This is a genomic window from Aquabacterium sp. TM01 (genome assembly GCF_057808345.1).
In genome coordinates, this window is record NZ_AP046529.1 from 3,382,631 (window position 1) to 3,401,345 (window position 18,715).

Sequence of the window (18,715 nt, forward strand, 5' to 3'; positions counted from 1 at the left end):
GTGATCCAGAAAAAAGAGCGAAGAATCAGAAAAAAAGAGCAGCAAGTCAGAGCGGGTCCGGCGCCTCGCCGGCGCGCCCTCAGCTGGACGGGTCCAGTCGAGCGCCATCGGCCGTCAGGAAGCCAACGACCTCCAGTTCGTAGCCGACCATGCTGGGCATGCGACGCTGATTGCCCATCAGACGCATGCGCTGCACCCCGAGCGTGCGCAAAATCTGGGCGCCGACACCGTAGGTGCGCAGGTCCACCGGCTGCTTGACCGGCGCCTGCGGCTCGGTCGGCAAGGCGCGCTCCAGCAAGCGCTCGGCTTCGTCGCCCGCGTTGAGCAGCACCACCACGCCACGGCCGGCTTCGCGCACAGCGGCCAGGGCCTTGGGCAGAGGCCAGGCATGCGCGCTGTTGCCCGCATCCAGCCAGTCCATCACCGACAGGGGCTCGTGCACGCGCACCAGCACCTCGTCGTCAGGGGTCCAGTTGCCCACGGTCAGCGCCAGGTGCACGGCACCGGTGCGGTCGCGGAACACCGAGGTCTCGAACGCGCCCTCGGGGGTCTGCATGGTGCGCTCGCCCAGGCGTTCGATCAGGGATTCGTTGCGGCTGCGGTACTGGATCAGGTCGGCGATGGTGCCGATCTTGAGGTTGTGTTCCTTGGCAAACACCTCCAGGTCCGGCAGACGGGCCATGGTGCCGTCGTCGTTCATGATTTCGCAGATCACCGACGAGGGGGTCAGGCCGGCCATGCGCGCCATGTCGCAACCGGCTTCGGTGTGGCCGGCGCGCATCAGCACGCCACCGTCTTGCGCCTGCAGCGGGAAGATGTGCCCAGGTTGCACCAGGTCCGTCGGCTTGGCATCACGGGCCACGGCGGCCTGCACGGTGCGGGCGCGGTCGGCGGCCGAGATGCCGGTGGTCACGCCGGTGGTCGCCTCGATGGACACGGTGAAGGCCGTGCCATGCTTGGTGCCGTTGCGGGTGGCCATCGGGGGCAGTTGCAGCAACTCGCAACGCTCGCGCGTCAGCGTCAGGCAGATCAGGCCCCGGCCGTACTTGGCCATGAAATTGACGGCCTCCGGCGTGACGTGCTCGGATGCAATGACGAGATCGCCCTCGTTTTCGCGGTCTTCTTCATCCACCAGGATGACCATGCGACCGGCAGCGAGTTCGGCAATCAGCTCAGGAATAGGAGAAATGGGCATGGCGCGATTGTAGGCTTCTCAGGCCCGGATCAGAGGACACGACACAGGCGTCCCCATCGAAAACAGGCCTTCCAAAGCGCCAGGACGGCGCTTCTTCACATCTGTGGGGAGTTGGTGAGGGGGATCAGGCGCTCAGCTTGCCTTCGGCGCCGAGCATGCGTTCCACATAGCGGGCGATCAGGTCCACCTCCAGGTTCACCTTGGCACCGACCTTCAAGGTACCCAAGGCGGTGTTCTCGAGGGTGTGCGGGATCAGATTGATGCTGAACACGGTGCTGCCGTCGGCGGCGTCTTGCACGCTGTTGACCGTCAGGCTCACGCCGTTGACCGTGATCGAACCCTTGTAGGCCAGGAAGCGCGCCAGCGAACGCGGCGCGCGGATCTGCAGCAACCAGGACTCGCCCACCGGCTCGAACACCACCACCTCACCCACATCATCAACGTGTCCGGTGACGATGTGGCCGCCCAGGCGGTCGTGCGAGCGCAGGGCCTGCTCCATGTTGACCGTGCCGAGCTGGTCCAGGCCCACGGTGCGCGCCAGGCTTTCGGCCGACACATCGATGGTGAAAAGGCCGGCGGCCACGTCAAACGAGGTCACGGTCATGCAGGCACCGTTGATGGCGATGCTGTCACCCAGCCCCACGCCGTCCAGGTAGCCCGCAGGGGTCTGCAGGGTCAGGCGACGGCCATGGCTGGCGTCAGCGCCCAGGGCTTGGGAGTCGACGATCTGGCCCACGCCAGTGATGATGCCGGTGAACATGGTGCAAAACCCATCCAGAAAAATTGAAGAAGACGTGATCAGAAATCGGCCCGGCCTGCGGGTCGCGCAAGGATACGCAGATCCTCGCCCACCTGCTCGACCGCGTGGAATGTCAGGGTGCGTGCATCTGCCATGCGCGACAGGGGGGGCAAGGCGGCCAGCCCCCGTCCGGGACCCACCAGCTTGGGTGCCAGGTACAACAGGTACTCGTCCACCCAGTCGCCTTCGATGAGGGCGGCGTTCAAACGTGCACCGGCTTCCACGTGTAACTCGTTGATGCCGCGCGCGGTCAGGTCGGTCATCACGGCGCCCAGGTCCAAGTGGTGGCCACTGGCATCGGCCGGCACCATGGCCACGCTGGCGCCAGCGGCGGCCAAGGCCAGGCGCGCGGCCTGCGCCTCGCCCGACTCGTCGGCCAGACCGTAGACCAGCACCTCGCCGGGCGGCGGCAGCAGGCGCGCCGAGGGCGGCAGGCACCAGCGCGAATCCAGCACCACACGCAGGGGCTGACGGGCCACCTCAATGGCCCGCACATCCAGGCGCGGATCGTCATCGATCGCCGTGCCGATGCCGGTGAGCACGGCGCCGGCACGGGCGCGCCACACCTGACCGTCGGCACGGGCCTGGGGCGTGGTGATCCATTGGCTGTCACCGTTGTCCAGCGCCGTGCGGCCGTCCAGCGAGGCGGCGATCTTCATGCGCACCCAGGGGCGGTGACGCACCATGCGCGAGAGAAAGCCGATGTTCAGCTCGCGCATGGCCACGGCCTGGGGATGATCCGGCGGCAAGACCTCGACCGTGATGCCTGCAGCGCGCAACAGCGCCACCCCCTGCCCGGCGACCAGGGGGTTGGGGTCCATCAGCACCACGACCACCCGCGCCAGCTCGGCACGCACCAGGGCTTCGGCACATGGGGGCGTGCGCCCATGGTGTGAGCACGGCTCCAACGCCACATAGGCGGTCGCCCCGCGGGTGCTGTGCCCGCGAGCCTGTGCCTCGCGCAAGGCCATCACCTCGGCATGGGGGCCACCCGTCTGCTGCGTGTGCCCCTCCCCGATCACCTGCCCTTCAGCGTCGGTGAGCACACAGCCCACGCGCGGGTTGGGGTCCGACAGGCCGATGGCCCGCCGTGCCAGCGCGACCGCCTGGGTTACATGAAGCTCATCGCTGTTGTTGCAAAAGGTCTGCACCAGTTCATCCCTTGGGGTGCCCCTCGAAGGGGGAATGGGGGCGATTTTGACGCAAACCACTCCCGCCCCTTCTGGGGAACAGGCTTTCACACCCTGGATCCTTGCCAAGAATGCGGCGCATGTCCTGCCCTCCTCCCCAACTTCTGCCCCATGCGGTGCCACGCGGCTTCACCTGGCTCGAACTCCTGGTCACGCTGGCCATCCTCGGCACGCTGGCTGCGCTCGGTGCCCCCGGCCTGCGTGCACTCCTCGATCAGCGCCAGGTGGCCACCCAGGCCGGCGCCCTCGCCGATGCCCTGCGCCTGGCCCGCGCGGAAGCGGTCAAACGCCACCAGCGCGTCACCATCTGCAACACACCGAACCCCAATGCCCCTGCACCGGTCTGCGCCAACGTCAGCACCAATTGGTCGACGGGCTGGTTGATCTTTGACGATGCCAACGGCAACAAGATCAAGGATGCGCACGAAACGCTGCTGCACCTGCAGCAGGCACTGCCCCCGACGATCGGTCTGATGCTGGCGCACAGCAAACCCGCCATCACCTTTGGCGGTGTCGGGCTGGCGGTGGCAAACAACGCCAGCTTTCTCGTTCAGCCTCTGTCGTACGCCCGGGCCACCACCCCATCGCCCCAACGCTGCGTGCGCCTGGCCGTGTCCGGCCGCGTGCGTGTTCTGCCGGGAGTCTGCTGATGCCCCACCCCTTCATGGCGCGCCAGCACGGCGCCACCCTCGTTGAAGTGCTGATGGCCATGCTGCTGATGTCTTTTGGCGTGCTGGCCATGACCGCCATGCAGGCGCACGCCATCCAGCACAGCCAGACCACCGATTCACGCGCACGGGCCACCCTGCTGGCCCACGACCTGGCGGATCGCATGCGCGCCAACCCCGCCCCTCTGGGCCACTGGCAGGCCTACGATCTCACCGCCACTGCCACGACAGCAGCAACGCTCCCGACCTCGACGTGCCAAGGCCCAGCGGTGTGCACCTTCGACGAGATGGCCGCTGCGGATCTGGCGCAATGGCAACAACAGCTCGCGGGCAGCCTACCCCAGGGGCGGGGCCACGTGCGCACGATCGGCACACAAGCCGACGTCTGGGTGATCTGGGACGACGCCGACCACGCCGGCACCCAGGCGCATGACAGCTGCCCCACCGGCCTGAGCCTGGGCGCCCACACCCGCTGCCTCTACCTTCGGATCGCCCTGTGAGCTCACCCCTTGCCCTCCTCTCACGCAGGCAGCGCGGCCTGAGTCTGGTCGAGCTGCTGGTGGGCCTCACCCTGGGCCTGACTGTGATCGCGGCGGCCCTGGCGCTGTACCTGAGCTCCGGCCATGCCTTGCGCAGCACCCAGGCGGTGACGCAGATGACCGAAGACGCGAGCGTGGCCCTGTCCATCTTGCGCGCCCAGATCGCCCTGGCCGGCTACAGCACACCCACGGGCCTTGACAGCGCTGGGCAGATGACGCGCGCGTTCACCGGCCAAGGTCTCTTCGGCTGCACAGGCGGCATCACCAACGCCAGCCTCGGACACCCCCAGTTGCCCGACCTCGTGTGCCACAACGACCCTGACCAACCCGATGCCCTCGTCGTGCGCTACGAGGCGGACACGCGCAACACCTTGGCCACGGCTGCGGGCACACCCACCGACTGCCTGGGCAACAGCACGCCCCTGATCGATGGCACCCACCACCTGGCCGACAACCGCTACTTCGTCGATAACCACACCCTGTCCTGCCGTGGCAATGGCCACAGCGTCTCCCAACCCCTGGTCGACCACATCGTGGACCTGGATCTGCGCTATGGGATCGCTACCCCGGCCGCCAGCAACCCGGATGCCCTCACGCTGCGTTACCTCACCGCGCAAGAGGTGAGCGGCACGGCCACGCCCCCATCGACGTCGCCCTTGTGGCGCCAGGTGAAGGCGGTGCGACTGTGTCTGGTGCTGCGCAGCGAACTCGAAGTGCAAGACACCGTCATGACCTACACCAACTGCCAAGGCCTGAGCCAGACCGCACCGGATCGACGCCTTTACCGCGCCTTTCACACCACGGTGAGCCTGCCCAATCCGCTGTGACCCATGCCTGACCACCGCCCACCCCACCGGCAGCCCGAGGCCCACCCGCACGGCATCGCCCTGATCGTCGTCCTCGTCATGCTGGCGGTGATCAGCCTGGTCTCCGGCGCCTCGCTCCGCGCGGCCCTCAGTGCCGAACAGATCACGCACAACGTGCGACTCGAAAGCCTGGCCAAGGAAGCGGCGCACATCGGATTGCGTCACTGTGAAGAGGCCCTCTTGCAGATCCCGCCAGCCCTCACCGTGCACCCCGCCCCCGTGTCATCCAGCCCGGCGCTGTGGACACTCTGGTCCACCTGGCACGGCAGCCACGCCCTGGCCCACACCGTGCCTGCCAGCGCCATGAGTTCCGCCGACAGCGCCTTTGTGCCGGCCTTCCGGCCGCAATGCCTGCTCGAAACCCATCCGGCCCACCCCGATCTGATCACCGTCACAGCACGAGGCTTCAGCCCGGATCACCAGGCTGACCCTGCCGGACGCACCACCCGCGGCGCCATGGCCTGGGTGCAGTCCGTGGTGCACCGCTGCATCCCGGGCACGGCGCTGTGTCCGGACGCGCCTGCACCTGAGACCGCTCCCGCCTCACCTGCCACAGCCAGCGTCGCACCCGCACCCGCACCCGCCGTCGCCACGGTCACAGCCACGTCGGTCACTGCGGTCGCTCCACCCGCCAGCCCACGCCTGTACAGCCGGGTCTGGCGCGCCCTCCTCAACCCGCCCACACCCTGATCCCCCGCCCCATGCGACACCTCCCCCTGCGCCCACCCCACCGCCAGACAGGCTTCACCCTGGTAGAAATGCTGACCGTGCTGGCCGTCCTTGGTGTGCTCGCCGCTGTGGCTTATCCCAGCTACGCAGCACACCTGTACCGCGCACACCGCGCCGATGCCCAGGCCGCCTTGATGGATGCAGCGCTCTTCATGCAGCGCCACTACGCCGCCCACCACCGCTACGACACAGGGGATGCCACGGCGCCGCTCGTGAGCCTGCCAGCCCCACTGAACCAGTCACCGCGCCAGGGCTCAGCGCACTACGTGATCAGCGTCACCCAGGCCGACAGCGGCAGCTATACCCTGAGCGCGACCCCGGTGGCCACCGGCCCCATGGCCCACGACCCTTGTGGCAGCCTCACCCTGAATCAGCACCACGCCCGTGGCATCACCGGCAGCACGGTCAGCATGACCCAATGCTGGCGCTAGCCGCAAACGCGTCGGCCCCGCCCCTCACCGATCTCCCGATCAGTCCTCGCTCGCCCCATCCTTGGCGCCGCGCTTGTTGCCCGTCTCCTTGATCGCCGCCACAAACTCGCTGACATCGTCAAAGCTGCGGTACACCGAGGCAAAGCGCACATAGGCCACCTTGTCGAGCTTGCGCAACTCGCGCATCACCCACTCGCCCAACTGTGTCGAGTTCACTTCCTTCTCGCCGCACTGGCGCAACTTGGCCTCGATCGACTCCAGCGCCCCTTCCAGTGCCTCGGCACTGACCGGCCGCTTGCGCAGCGCAATCAGCATCGAGCCCTTGAGCTTGGCACGGTCGTAGTCGGTGCGGCGACCATCGCGCTTGACGATCGCCGGCAGGTCGATTTCCGCCCGCTCATAGGTCGTGAAGCGTTTGTCGCAGCCATGACATTTACGACGGCGACGGGTGGAGTCGCCCTCGTCAGAATCACGCGTTTCCACGACCTGGGTGTCGTGGTGTCCGCAAAAAGGGCAACGCATGGGTTTGGCTCTCTCGGTTCAAGACAAGAAAAACCCGGCGAGGACATCACATCCAGGCCGGGTTCCGAATCACGCACGCATCAAAGCGTCAGCGCTCAGCGGTAGACCGGGAAGGCCTTGGTCAGGGCCGACACCTGCTCACGCACGCGAGCCAGGGTGGCTTCGTCGTGCGGATTGTCCAGCACGTCGGCGATCAGGTTGGCCACCTGCACGGCCTGCTCTTCCTTGAAACCACGGGTGGTCATCGCGGGCGAGCCCAGGCGGATGCCCGAGGTCACGAACGGCTTTTGCGGGTCGTTGGGGATGCCGTTCTTGTTGCAGGTGATGTGCGCTTGGCCCAGGATGGCTTCGGCTTCCTTGCCAGTCAGGTTCTTCGGACGCAGATCCACCAGCATCACGTGGCTTTCTGTGCGGCCCGAAACGATGCGCAGGCCGCGCTTCGTCAGGGTGTCAGCCAGCGCGGCGGCGTTCTTGACCACCTGTTGCTGGTAGGCTTTGAACTCGGGCGAGGCGGCTTCCTTGAAGGCCACGGCCTTGCCAGCGATGACGTGCATCAGCGGGCCGCCCTGGATGCCCGGGAAGATGGCGCTGTTGATCTTCTTGGCGATCTCTTCACCGCGCATCAGGATGATGCCGCCACGCGGGCCGCGCAGGCTCTTGTGGGTGGTGGAGGTGACCACGTCGGCAAACGGCACCGGGTTGGGGTACACGCCCGCGGCGATCAGGCCAGCGTAGTGGGCCATGTCCACCATGAAGTAAGCGCCGATCTCCTTGGCGATCTTGGCAAAGCGCTCGAAATCGATGCGCAGGGCGAAGGCCGATGCACCGGCAATGATCAGCTTGGGCTTGTGCTCACGCGCCAGCGCTTCCATCTTGTCGTAGTCGATGTCTTCGGCGGCGTTCAGGCCGTAGGAGACGACCTTGAACCACTTGCCCGACATGTTCAGCGGCATGCCGTGGGTCAGGTGACCGCCTTCGGCCAGGCTCAGGCCCATGATGGTGTCGCCGGGCTGCAGCAGACCGAAGAACACGGCCTGGTTGGCTTGCGAGCCGGAGTTGGCCTGCACGTTGGCGTACTCGGCGCCGAACAGGGCCTTCAGGCGATCGATGGCCAGTTGCTCGACCACGTCCACGTGCTCGCAACCACCGTAGTAGCGCTTGCCGGGATAGCCTTCGGCGTACTTGTTGGTCAACTGGGAGCCCTGGGCTTCCATGACGGCCGGCGAGGTGTAGTTCTCGGAAGCGATCAGCTCGATGTGGTCTTCCTGACGCTGGTTCTCAGCCTGGATGGCCGCAAACAGCTCGGGATCAACGTTGGCAATGGTGTGTTGGGCACGGTCAAACATGACTTGGCAGTCCTCTTCAAGGTTGAAGTCCCGCAGCACTGACCCATCCAGATCAGGTGTGAGGGCTGCCCAGGCGAACGGCTGACTCAGCCCGGGCATTAGAAGCCCCTAGGGCTGGCTGCGCTCCCCGGTGGTTCACCACCTCAGGCGGCGCCGTCAGAAGATGACGGCAACACGCCATGTATCGCCAGTTGCGCAGCGTTTTCCATTGTAGCGGCATGGACCCGGCTCGCGCCAGTGCGGGGGCTTCAGGCCCCACCGCCATGAACTCAAACGCTCACAGCGTCAGCAGTGCCACCTGCTCGACGGCCGGGCTGGCCACCGGCGGCTTGACGCTGCTGGCCGCAGGCGCCACCGACACCGGAGTCGCCATGGCCGGCACTTGCGCAGACTGGACTGCCGAGGCCGCCACCGGCGCGGGAGCCTGGGCCACCATGCGTGGCGCGTTGGACACGGTCACCGGGATCTGCTTGCCCAGGGCCACCTGCCTCAGAAAGCCCTGCTCGGCCAGCACCTTGGCGCCATAGCCACCATCGTGGGTCATGTTGGCGGCCCCCACGTAGTACTTCAGGCCCCCTTCCACGCTGCCCGCACGGCGGATGCAGTCCTTGAGCACCTGCACGCCCACGCGCAAGTTCGTCACCGGATCGAAGGCCGCATTGCGTCCGCCGAACACCTCGTACTTCTCGCGGTGAATGCCGGTCATCACCTGCATCAGGCCTTGCGCACCCACATGGCTCTGCGCAAACGGGTTGAAGCCCGATTCGATGGCCATGATCGCCAACACCAAGGTTGGCTCCAGCCCCACGCGTTGCCCGACATCCCAGGCCTCCTGAACCAGGCGGCTGATGGGCTCGGGGGCCACGCTGTAGCGACGGGCAATCCAATAAGCCACGGCGGCCTGCTGACGGCTCAAGGCCGACGGGTCGGTGGCGGTGGCACGCTGAATGGCCTCCGGCTCGGCCATGGCCAGCAAGACGTCGTGACTGCTTGTCTCGGCATCGTCACTCGCCATGGCCCGAGACGTGGCGCGGTCGGTCAACCATCCCAGGGTCTGGTGCTCCAGGCGGTAACGCACATCGGGGCGGCCGGCCAGAAAGACCACGCCCACCACGGCCACCAGGCCCAGCATGGCCAAGGTGTTGTGGCTCACGCGACGCAAGCCCAACAACACATCCTGCACAAATTGCCGCACAACCGCCCGCCAAGCCTGGGGGCGGGGCGACGATGCCAACGTCACCTGCGACACTTCCACTTCTTCAACCATCACGGCGGCCTCAAAGCCTGCCGTTGCACGTTCACACGCTGTCATGGGTGCTCCTTTCTTCGCCGCCGCACTCACAAGGGGCACGCAATCGGTCTCGATCACGCGCCGCGCAGATGCGGCATTGATAATGACCCTGGCAGGAAAGATGGCGGGACCGTGCAAGTCACTCACCACCGCGAAGGGGGTCTGTCGTGTACATCAACGTACAGACCCAGATGAAAACGCCAGGGCTGGCAGCGGTGCGCCACGGTGTGCGGCGCAAGGGGAAACCCGGTAAAAATCGTCACCGGATCCAACAGGGGCGGATTCTAGGCAAGCCTGTAATAACCAGTCAAGCATAAAGAAACACTTCTTTATTACAAAAATCATGAAATATCGCGACTTGCGAGAATTTGTATCCGGCCTGGAACGCCAGGGAGAGCTCACCCGCATCAGCGAGCCTGTGTCCACCTACCTGGACATGACCGCGGTGAGCGACCGCGTGCTGCGCGCTGGCGGCCCCGCCCTTTGGTTCGACCACCCAATTGGGCGGGTGGAAGGCGCGACAGACACGCCACGCACCTTTGCCACCCCGGTGCTCGCCAACCTGTTCGGCACCCCCAAACGCGTGGCCCTCGGGATGGGGGCCGACGACGTCAGCGAGTTACGAGACATCGGCCGCGTGCTCGCCAGCCTCAAGGAGCCCGAGCCCCCGCGCGGTCTGAAAGACGCCGGCAAGCTCATCCAGATGGCCAAGGCCTTGTGGGACATGAAGCCCAGCGCCGTGCGCAGCGCGCCCTGCCAGGCCGAAGTGCGCGAAGGCAGCGAGGTCGACCTGACCGAGCTGCCCATCCAGCACTGCTGGCCCGATGACGCCGCCCCCCTGCTCACCTGGGGACTCGTCGTCACCCGCGGCCCCCAAGGCGTCCCCACACCGCGTCGGCGACAAAACCTGGGCATCTACCGCCAACAGCTGATCGGCAAGAAGCAACTGATCATGCGCTGGCTGGCCCACCGCGGCGGGGCCCTCGACTTCCGCGAGTTCGCGCTGGCCAACCCCGGCCAGCCCTTCCCCATCGCGGTGGCACTGGGTGCCGATCCGGCCACCATCCTGGGCGCCGTCACCCCCGTGCCGGACTCATTGAGCGAGTACCAGTTCGCCGGCCTGCTGCGAGGCAGCCGCACCGAGGTGGTCAACACGGGCGTCGGCGAGGCGGATCAATATCTGCAAGTTCCCGCTAGCGCCGAGTTCGTGCTGGAAGGCCACATTCCCACCGCCGCCGCTGGCTACAAAGGCGTGAGCGAACACGGCGTGCCCCTGATGGAGCGCGGTGGCTACCTGCACGCCCTGGAAGGCCCGTTCGGCGACCACACCGGTTACTACAACGAGCAGGACTGGTTCCCCGTGTTCGAAGTGCAGCGCATGACGAACCGCAAGGACCCGGTCTACCACTCCACCTACACCGGCAAACCGCCCGATGAGCCCGCCGTGCTGGGCGTGGCGCTCAACGAAGTTTTCGTCCCCATCCTGCAAAAGCAGTTTCCGGAAATCGTGGACTTCTATTTGCCGCCCGAAGGCTGCAGTTACCGCATGGCCATCATCAGCATGAAGAAGGCCTATCCGGGACACAGCAAGCGATTGATGTTCGGCCTGTGGAGCTTCCTGCGTCAGTTCATGTACACCAAGTTCATCGTCATCGTGGACGACGACGTGAACATCCGCGACTGGCAAGAAGTCATCTGGGCCATCACCACCCGCATGGACCCGGTGCGCGACACCACCCTGGTCGATAACACCCCCATCGATTACCTGGACTTCGCCTCACCCATCAGCGGCCTGGGCGGCAAGATGGGGCTGGACGCGACCAACAAATGGCCGGGGGAAAGCAGCCGCGAATGGGGGCGCACCATCACCATGCCCGACACCGTGAGCCAGCGCACCGAAGACCTGGTGGCACGCATTCTGAAAGGTGCATGAGGCCCGGCCAACGCATAGACAAAAAATATTGGCCTCGCCTCCACGACCGACTTAATCTGCAGATGTCTGCAAAGCAGGCAAACCATCAAGGCGCAGTCACTGCGTCTGGGGAAGTAGCAAACCTAATCTTTGCCCTTTCCATGGACGGCCCTCGTGCCGCCCCCACCCCCGGCTTCGTCCGGGGGTTTCTGTTTGTGGTGCCACCAACCGGCTCTCTGGTGCGGCCCTTGTCATCCGCCGCCCAAAGCACCGCCATGATCAGGGTCTTCTGCCGCACGCGTGCAGCCAGGGCAGCCGGCGCATAGTCTCTGACCCATCTGCAGCATTGCCTTCAGGGCTCTCTCCCTACCCACATGGCCAACATCTCGCTCCCCCCCTCGTCCGACACCATTGAGGAAGCCACCTTGGCGGGCGGGTGCTTTTGGTGCCTCGAAGCCATCTTCAACCAGTTGCAGGGTGTGATCGAGGCCGAGTCCGGGTACAGCAATGGCCACCACCCGACCCCCACCTACGAGGCTGTCTGCGGCGGTCATACCGGTCACGCCGAAGTGGTGCGCGTCCGCTTCGATCGACATGTGATCAGCTTTCAGGCCTTGCTGGAGGTCTTTTTTGCCAGCCACGACCCCACCACCTTGAACCGTCAAGGCAACGACGTCGGCACGCAGTACCGATCAGGCATCTACACGCACAACGCGCAGCAGGCGGACACCGCCCGCCAGGTCATCGCCGACCTGACCCAGCATCAGGTCTTTGGTGCCCCCATCGTCACCGAGGTGGCGCCTGTGCACAACTACCACCCCGCCGAGGCCTATCACCAGCGCTACGCGGCGCACAACCCGCACCAGGGCTACTGTGCCTATGTGGTGACCCCGAAGGTGGCCCACTTCCGGCAACGCTTTGCGGATCGACTCAAACCCGACTGAGCCCGACCGCGCCATCCCACCTCAAGGGGCCAGGCGTTGAATCTGCCAGGCACCATCCGCCTGCTTCACATACACGATGCGATCGTGCAGGCGAGACGGACGCCCCTGCCAGAACTCCCAATAAGCGGGCACGAGTCGGTAGCCACCCCAATGCGCCGGGCGCACCGGATCCTGCCCTTGCCGCGCCTGAATGTCGGCCCAACTGGCCTCCAGTTGTCCACGCGACGCAATCACCTCACTCTGCGGCGAGGCCCAGGCACCGATGCGCGAGCCCAAGGGGCGTGTCTGGTAGTAGCTGTCGGATTCTGCTTCAGCAATCTGCTCGACCCGGCCCTCGATGCGCACCACGCGCTCCAACTCGGGCCAGAAAAACTGCAGCGCCGCCTGCGGATGAGAGGCCAACTCACGGCCCTTGCGGCTTTGGTAATTGGTGTACCAGACCAAACCGCGCTCATCCAGGCCTTTGAGCAGCACCACCCGGGTGGACGGCCCGCCGTCCTCGCCCACCGTGGCCAAGGTCATCGCGTTGGCTTCCAGCGCCTTGGCGTGCACAGCGGCATCAAACCAATGCTGAAACTGGTCCAGCGGATCGGGACGCACATGCGTTTCATCCAGCTCGGCCCGCTCGTAACTCTTGCGCATTTGCGCCAGATCGTGAGATGTCTTGTTCATGTTTTCAGTATCCGTCAAACCTGGCAAGCGGCGGCATGACCCGCATCAACCCGTCTCGGGGGTATGCACTTAAGTAGAGGCTCGGTGGTGCATCGCAACAAAACGGCTCACAGTGAAACGCCGATACCGCGACCCGCACCATGTCTGAAATGCCCACCCTCATCATTCTGGCTGAATCAGAAAGCCGTCACATGACGGACGGGCCCCATCTCGCCAACGCAACGACGGCGCCTGCGGCGCTGGCAGTGCCAGACACCGTGCAACACACCATTCGCAAGGGACTCGCCAGCGGCCTGCAGGTGCTCCTGGTGGCGCCCCCCATGGTGGCAGCGCAAGCACACCATCTTCTGCCCGCAGACCACGTCATCCTGCTGCCAGAGCCCCAAGCACCGAGCTTGTCTGGCAGCAACGACCAAATGGCTTTGGGCGTAGCCATCGCGGTCATCGCCAGTGCACGTTCCCCAGGGTGGCTGCTGCTGCCCGGCGACATGCCCCTGCTGCAAGCAGAGACCCTGAGGACCATGGGCCAGGCAGTCACGCAAGAATCGCTGGTCTTTCCCGAGTACCGCCACCGTCGCGGTCACCCTGTGGGCTTCTCTGCCGAGTTCTACTCTGAATTGATCCGACTGCAGCGAGAGCGTGACCTGCAGCGCCTCTTGGCCCAATACCCAGCCCGTGGCGTCGAAGTCGACGACGCCGGCATCCTCATGACGCAGGCCCCCCACAACAGCCTGGCGCTCTTTCGCACGGTGCTGCAAGGTCATGCCGGACTGAGCGCCCAGCGCTGACGTCCGGCAGGCGTCGCACCGGGTGTGACGCCTTCTCACCCCAGGTTGGTTAACCCTGAGCCTCCAGCCCCCAACGGACCCAAGGCTTACCCTTAGCGCAGTCAGCTTATGCGCCCTCCCCCCCTCAGTCATGGGGACCTCGTGCGAAGGCGGTTCAACAACAATTTGAACCATGGACACAGCGTGAAACGCGGTCCGTAACCCTAAACACCAACAGGAGTTTCACATGACCTTCGCAACCGTCCGCTCCGTCTCCATCGCTGCCGCTGTGGCACTGACCGCTTTCTCGGCTCAAGCGCTGACCATCCCGACCAACGCACTGCAGGCAGACTCGTTCCAGGTGTTCTCTGACGCCGCGCTGGAATCGTATGCGCTGTTCGACGTCTCCATCAAGGCTCTCGGTAACGGCACTGCCGTTGCAGGTACGACCAACACCTTCAGCCTGCCTGTCACCAGCATCTCCATCGCCCTGAGCGGCGGCGTCAAGATTGAAAACGGCAAGGCCGCAGGTTCTGCGCTGGAGATCGCTCGCCTTGATCCCAAGACAGGCAAAAAGCGCGGCCTGACCATCGCCAACTTCACCATCGACTTCGACAAGAAACAAGTGCTGGCGGACACGACTGTGATTGGTGGCGCCACCCAGCCCCAAGCCCCCGTCTACAACTTCACCAAAACGCAAGAATTGGCACTGAAGTACAAATTCCCCCTGAGCATCAGCCTGAAGGAGCAACTGGGTGATCTGCGTCTGGTCGACGTGAACGGCACCGCCGACGCCCTGGGCATCCCTCGCGCCTTGGCCAACATCGTGATCCCCGAGATCGATTTCGGCGTCATCAACATCGACATCGGTGTGGCATTCCGCTCCAAGCCTGTTTCCACCAAGGCTTACGTCCCGGCTCAATAATCGGTCTTGTTCACCCGGTGGCCTGAAAGCCACCCTTGGTGGAACTTGATTTCAAACGCCCGATGCACCATCGGGCGTTTTTTTATTCCTACGCTCAAATCCCGCATGATCCACACTGAAAAACTCTCCAGCCTTTGACCCTCAAATGAGGGTTGCCCTGATCTGAGCTCACAAAACCGAGCCACCTGAAACGATAGTTTTCCGGCACATTGGCCCCAGCAGGGGCCACCGGAGGACATGATGAGGAAGAGTCGGTTTTCGGTTGAACAGATGGTTGCTGCGATCAAGCAAACGGAGATGGGGATGCCTGTGGCGGACCTATGCCGCAAGCTTGGCGTCAGTGAGCCTACGTACTACCGCTGGAAGAAGCAGTACGGCAGCCGCGAGCCCGACCAGGCGCGTGAGCTCAAACAACTGCAGGAAGAGAACGCCAGACTTAAGAAGTCTGGTGGCCGATCTGAGCTTGGACAAGGCCATCTTGCAGGACATCGCCGCAAAAAAATGGGGCGGCCCGCGCTGAGGAAGCAGGCCCCGGCCTATGTCGTGGGCCACTACTGCATCAGTCAGCGTCGGGTCTGCAAGTTGGTCAAAATGTCGCGCAGTACGCTGTACTACTTGCCGGTGCGTGACGCCCGGCTAGAGCTGCGTCGCCGAATGAAAGAGCTCGCGCAGACGAGGATTCGATATGGCTACAGACGATTGCATGTGCTGCTCAAGCGCGAAGGCTGGCAACCTGGGCGCAAGCAGTGCTACCGCATCTACCGAGAGGAAGAACTGCAGCTGCGCTCAAAGCTGCCCAAGCGTCGCAAGATGGTCGTGCAACGACGTCAAAGGTTTGCCGCCACGCGTCCTGGTGAGGTTTGGTCGATGGATTTTGTGGCCGATCAGTTCGGCAATGGGGGCAAGTTCAGAATCTTGACGGTGGTCGATATCTTCACCCAACAAGCCTTGGCGGTCGATGCGGGCCATCGCCTCAAGGGAGAACATGTGGTGGAGATCCTCAATCGACTGGTCAGGCTGCATGGCCCGCCCAAAGTAATTTTCGTCGATAACGGCAGCGAGTTCACTGGCCGACTGATGGACATGTGGGCCTACCACCATGGAGTTCGACTGGACTTCAGCAGGCCTGGCAAGCCGACAGACAACAGCTTCGTCGAAACCATCAACGGCACCTTGCGGGACGAATGCCTGAACTTGAATTGGTTCGCTTCTTTGACCGAGGCGCAGCGGCTTCTGGAAGCCTGGCGTAGGGACTACAACGAGAGTCGGCCTCACAGTGCTCTCGAATACCTGACGCCGTCTGAATACGCCCGTAAGATCAAGGAGTTGGAACCTGCCTAGTGGCTCCTTGACCAGCCCGGACTATCAAAATGGCTGGCTCGGCAAACGGGATCGGATCAGCTCCAATTACTCGCTTCAAATGCTTGCCGTTGTCGCCGTGACATGTGCAGTAATGCCAAGAGCGGCTAGCCATATAAGTAAGTTCGCATGCTGCGATGATTCAGTTCTAAAAAAAAGAGGCCGAAGCCTCTTTCCCATCGCGCGACCTGATCGATCAGAACGATTTGCCAACTGACAGCATCAAAATGGTGTTGTCCAAAGTTGAGCGTTGCTTGCGGACGAAAGTACCCAAAGTACCATCGCCACCTTGCGCAACCTGCTTATAGGCCGCCAGATCCTTCATCAACTCGGTGGTCATCCCACTCGGCGCGATGTTGTAGGTCGTTGATGCAAACGGAGTGAGCCTTGCATTGTTGGCATTTCGGGCGTTGTTGTTGGCCGTGGTCAGCAAGCTTTCTGCCTGATCAATCGCGTCCCTCGTGGTCTGCTTGTAGTCCATCAAAGCCAAGTCGCCTGTCTTGAACATCGTGCCACGTGTCACCAGGGTCGCTTCTGTCTTGATCTTGATCTTGCCCACCGACAATCCGACGTTCCAGCCCGACTTGGCCACATCGCTCTGCAGGCCGATAAAAGGCCCCACCCCGAAGGCATTTTTCAACGAAATTGACGTTTTACCGCCTTGATATTGATCGAAATAAGACGTGGTCTTGCTGTCAAAGAAAATCGCATACATGGCCGCGACACCAACATAGGGACGCACAACCCAGTTCTTGTTGCCAAAGTAGTAACCGAACTTGGCCATCGGCGGCAACATCTTCGTACGAATGATCTCCTGCCCCGCCAGTTGATTGGGTTCACCACGATCATTGGTGCCAGCGCCAGAGACCGTGGCTCTCAATGGGGCGCCCAAAACCAAAGCTTCGACCGCCCAGTTTTGATCATCATTGAGGTAATAACCGACGCTCAGGGCGAGCGTTTCAGAGGGATTGCCGGCCTTCGCACGGATCCCTTGAGGCGTCGTCAAATAGCCCTCCCCAGAGGCAAAGCCATAACCGACCGGCGAATCTGGATCAGTCGGGTCGGCTGGCACAAGTGGTGCACTCAAGGCGGCATCCAGCAAATTGTTTGCAGTCAAGCCGCCTGCGGTTGGCGTACCGTAATACCGAACCTTGACCAGATCAATCAGGTCTTGCTCTGTTTGCAAGGCATTGCGAATGCTCGTCATGGTCGCATTGCCGCTGCTGAGTGCCGTCGACGAATTCACCGCAGCAAAAAACTGTTCCGAGGACACTGTGGTCAACTGCCCCGCAGCCCGCAACCGCTCATACAGATCTGTGGCCCGCTGATTGCGCATCGCCGTCAAATCGGCAATGCTGACAATCTGGGGGGTCATGTCTCGGGGTTGCTCTGATTTTGTCTTGGTCTTGGTACTGACCACACTCAAATTCCAGAACATCCGATCCCGAATACCCTTGCTCATACTGAGTGCCAAACTGTCTTCAACAGACGGGCCAGCGGCGGCAGGCAGGGCCGTCATGACCAACAAGGCACCCACGGCCAGGGAAAAGCGACTACGCACGGGATTAAACATGAAAACTCCGGAAGAATGGCCAACAAGACGCCAATCAAGAGAAAAGCCGCTCAGCAGGTGCACTGAGCGGCTTCGGTCAGCACCCCTGCAAGGCAGGGGCACCCAATCGCACAGCAATTACTTGGCAGCGCGACGACGGGCTGCGAAGCCGATGCCAACCAGGCCCAAGCCCATCAGAGCGTAGGTGGAGGGCTCAGGAACAGCCGCCACGGTGAGCGTCGACTTCAGGGTACCGAAGTCAGCCGATGCACCCTGCAGAGCGATCAGGCCGATGGAGTACAGGCCCAGACCGTTCTTGAGGTTGTTGAAGCCATCGGTGGTCAGCGCCAAACCAGACAGGGTGGTGTCAAAGGTGCCTGCCGTGGTCAGCGAGGTCGGACCAGCGATGTCGGTGAAGGACCAAGCCAACACATTGGTGGCGTTGACGTTGACGGTAGCGCCAGCGCTGTTCTTGCCTGCACCCACGAAGTCAGCGTAGATGTTCTTGTTGATCATGTCGATCTTCAAGTTGGTCACGCTGATGGTGCCGCCGTAGGACACGCCCTTGACCGCAGCTGCGATCTGGGTGGCGCCGCCCACGCTGGTGGCCGTATTGATCAGGCCATTGGCAGCGACGTCCAACTTGGTAACGGGAGCAGCCACACCCACTGCGGTGTAGTCACCGGGGACACCGGCGATGTTGGAAGTGGCAGGGGCAGCAGCGACCACCTGCACGCCACCGGTGTTCAGGGCATCAATCAGCGTTTGGCTGAAAGTCAGGGCACCCGAACCGCTCACCAAGTACAGACCATTGACGGTCTGCGAATTGTTACCAGCAGTCAGCGTCGCGGCGCCAGCAGTGCCAGCAGCAACAAACGCAGCAGCAACAACGATGCTCTTGAATGCAAATTTCATGTCTATCTCCACTAGAAACAAAGCGGCCCTTTGAAACTTCTCTGCTTCTGTCAGAAGGCATCCGCGTATTCCTTCGACCGGCCCAGACTTGTG

General features: G+C 63.5%; 19 protein-coding genes and 1 riboswitch. Of the genes, 10 read left to right on the forward strand and 9 right to left on the reverse strand.

From position 1 onward, the window contains the following. Positions 1-79 precede the first annotated feature (79 nt). The 3 genes from ribBA to ribD all read right to left on the reverse strand — a co-directional run bounded on the left by ribBA (position 80) and on the right by ribD (position 3,145). Positions 80-1,195 (reverse strand): bifunctional 3,4-dihydroxy-2-butanone-4-phosphate synthase/GTP cyclohydrolase II, encoded by a 1,116-nt coding sequence (ribBA, locus tag AC3WW4_RS15610; protein WP_488829368.1) that lies wholly within the window; start codon positions 1,193-1,195, stop codon positions 80-82. 124 nt (positions 1,196-1,319) lie between these two features. Next, positions 1,320-1,955 carry a riboflavin synthase gene (locus AC3WW4_RS15615; protein ID WP_488829369.1) on the reverse strand — a complete coding sequence of 212 codons (636 nt, stop codon included), beginning with the start codon at positions 1,953-1,955 and terminating at the stop codon, positions 1,320-1,322. A 38-nt stretch (positions 1,956-1,993) separates the two neighbouring features. Next, positions 1,994-3,145, reverse strand: coding sequence for a bifunctional diaminohydroxyphosphoribosylaminopyrimidine deaminase/5-amino-6-(5-phosphoribosylamino)uracil reductase RibD (ribD, locus tag AC3WW4_RS15620; protein ID WP_488829370.1), 1,152 nt, complete (start codon positions 3,143-3,145; stop codon positions 1,994-1,996). 119 nt (positions 3,146-3,264) lie between these two features. Here ribD and AC3WW4_RS15625 point away from each other — a divergent pair, with 119 nt between their 5' ends. The 5 genes from AC3WW4_RS15625 to AC3WW4_RS15645 are packed head-to-tail and all read left to right on the forward strand — an operon-like array spanning position 3,265 to position 6,417. Continuing rightward, positions 3,265-3,834, forward strand: coding sequence for a GspH/FimT family pseudopilin (locus AC3WW4_RS15625; RefSeq protein ID WP_488829371.1), 570 nt, complete (start codon positions 3,265-3,267; stop codon positions 3,832-3,834). Further along, the gene (gene pilV, locus AC3WW4_RS15630) at positions 3,834-4,352 is read left to right on the forward strand and encodes a type IV pilus modification protein PilV (protein WP_488829372.1); all 519 of its coding nucleotides are present in this window, start codon (positions 3,834-3,836) and stop codon (positions 4,350-4,352) included. The genes AC3WW4_RS15625 and pilV overlap by 1 nt, the downstream gene beginning before the upstream one ends. Then, entirely contained in the window at positions 4,349-5,218 is an 870-nt protein-coding gene (locus tag AC3WW4_RS15635) for a PilW family protein (RefSeq protein WP_488829373.1), read from the forward strand. Before pilV ends, AC3WW4_RS15635 begins: the two co-directional genes overlap by 4 nt. Positions 5,219-5,221: 3 nt before the next feature. Next, a complete protein-coding gene (locus AC3WW4_RS15640; protein ID WP_488829374.1) occupies positions 5,222-5,947 on the forward strand; it encodes a pilus assembly PilX family protein in 726 nt (241 codons plus the stop codon). Between the two features lie 11 nt (positions 5,948-5,958). After that, a complete protein-coding gene (locus AC3WW4_RS15645) occupies positions 5,959-6,417 on the forward strand; it encodes a type IV pilin protein (RefSeq protein WP_488829375.1) in 459 nt (152 codons plus the stop codon). 39 nt (positions 6,418-6,456) lie between these two features. Here the strand turns inward: AC3WW4_RS15645 and nrdR are convergent, their stop codons facing one another. The 3 genes from nrdR to AC3WW4_RS15660 all read right to left on the reverse strand — a co-directional run bounded on the left by nrdR (position 6,457) and on the right by AC3WW4_RS15660 (position 9,597). Next, a complete protein-coding gene (nrdR, locus tag AC3WW4_RS15650; RefSeq protein ID WP_300157355.1) occupies positions 6,457-6,939 on the reverse strand; it encodes a transcriptional regulator NrdR in 483 nt (160 codons plus the stop codon). 95 nt (positions 6,940-7,034) lie between these two features. Then, positions 7,035-8,285 (reverse strand): serine hydroxymethyltransferase, encoded by a 1,251-nt coding sequence (gene glyA / locus AC3WW4_RS15655; protein WP_488829376.1) that lies wholly within the window; start codon positions 8,283-8,285, stop codon positions 7,035-7,037. Positions 8,286-8,345: 60 nt separating this feature from the next. Beyond that, a riboswitch (ZMP/ZTP riboswitch) is annotated at positions 8,346-8,490 on the reverse strand. Positions 8,491-8,562: 72 nt separating this feature from the next. Beyond that, positions 8,563-9,597 (reverse strand): transglycosylase SLT domain-containing protein, encoded by a 1,035-nt coding sequence (locus tag AC3WW4_RS15660; RefSeq protein ID WP_488829377.1) that lies wholly within the window; start codon positions 9,595-9,597, stop codon positions 8,563-8,565. Positions 9,598-9,919: 322 nt separating this feature from the next. On the opposite strand from AC3WW4_RS15660, the gene AC3WW4_RS15665 reads away from it, so the two are divergent. Together AC3WW4_RS15665 and msrA are read left to right on the forward strand one after the other, a co-directional pair. Beyond that, positions 9,920-11,509, forward strand: a complete 1,590-nt coding sequence (locus tag AC3WW4_RS15665) for a UbiD family decarboxylase (RefSeq protein WP_488829378.1) — start codon at positions 9,920-9,922, stop codon at positions 11,507-11,509. Positions 11,510-11,862: 353 nt separating this feature from the next. Continuing rightward, complete coding sequence (msrA, locus tag AC3WW4_RS15670; protein WP_488829379.1) at positions 11,863-12,432, forward strand: peptide-methionine (S)-S-oxide reductase MsrA; 570 nt, start codon at positions 11,863-11,865, stop codon at positions 12,430-12,432. 21 nt (positions 12,433-12,453) lie between these two features. On the opposite strand, the gene pdxH is transcribed toward msrA, so the two are convergent. Further along, entirely contained in the window at positions 12,454-13,104 is a 651-nt protein-coding gene (pdxH, locus tag AC3WW4_RS15675) for a pyridoxamine 5'-phosphate oxidase (protein ID WP_488829380.1), read from the reverse strand. Between the two features lie 191 nt (positions 13,105-13,295). On the opposite strand from pdxH, the gene AC3WW4_RS15680 reads away from it, so the two are divergent. The 3 genes from AC3WW4_RS15680 to AC3WW4_RS15690 all read left to right on the forward strand — a co-directional run bounded on the left by AC3WW4_RS15680 (position 13,296) and on the right by AC3WW4_RS15690 (position 16,137). Next, positions 13,296-13,892 carry an NTP transferase domain-containing protein gene (locus AC3WW4_RS15680; protein ID WP_488829381.1) on the forward strand — a complete coding sequence of 199 codons (597 nt, stop codon included), beginning with the start codon at positions 13,296-13,298 and terminating at the stop codon, positions 13,890-13,892. A 226-nt stretch (positions 13,893-14,118) separates the two neighbouring features. After that, the gene (locus tag AC3WW4_RS15685) at positions 14,119-14,796 is read left to right on the forward strand and encodes a hypothetical protein (protein WP_488829382.1); all 678 of its coding nucleotides are present in this window, start codon (positions 14,119-14,121) and stop codon (positions 14,794-14,796) included. 240 nt (positions 14,797-15,036) lie between these two features. Beyond that, positions 15,037-16,137, forward strand: coding sequence for an IS3 family transposase (locus AC3WW4_RS15690; RefSeq protein ID WP_488829782.1), 1,101 nt, complete (start codon positions 15,037-15,039; stop codon positions 16,135-16,137). Positions 16,138-16,351: 214 nt separating this feature from the next. On the opposite strand, the gene AC3WW4_RS15695 is transcribed toward AC3WW4_RS15690, so the two are convergent. Beyond that, a complete protein-coding gene (locus AC3WW4_RS15695) occupies positions 16,352-17,791 on the reverse strand; it encodes an OmpW/AlkL family protein (RefSeq protein WP_488829383.1) in 1,440 nt (479 codons plus the stop codon). A gap of 54 nt (positions 17,792-17,845) precedes the next feature. Beyond that, entirely contained in the window at positions 17,846-18,622 is a 777-nt protein-coding gene (locus AC3WW4_RS15700; RefSeq protein ID WP_488829384.1) for a PEP-CTERM sorting domain-containing protein, read from the reverse strand. Positions 18,623-18,715 lie beyond the last annotated feature (93 nt).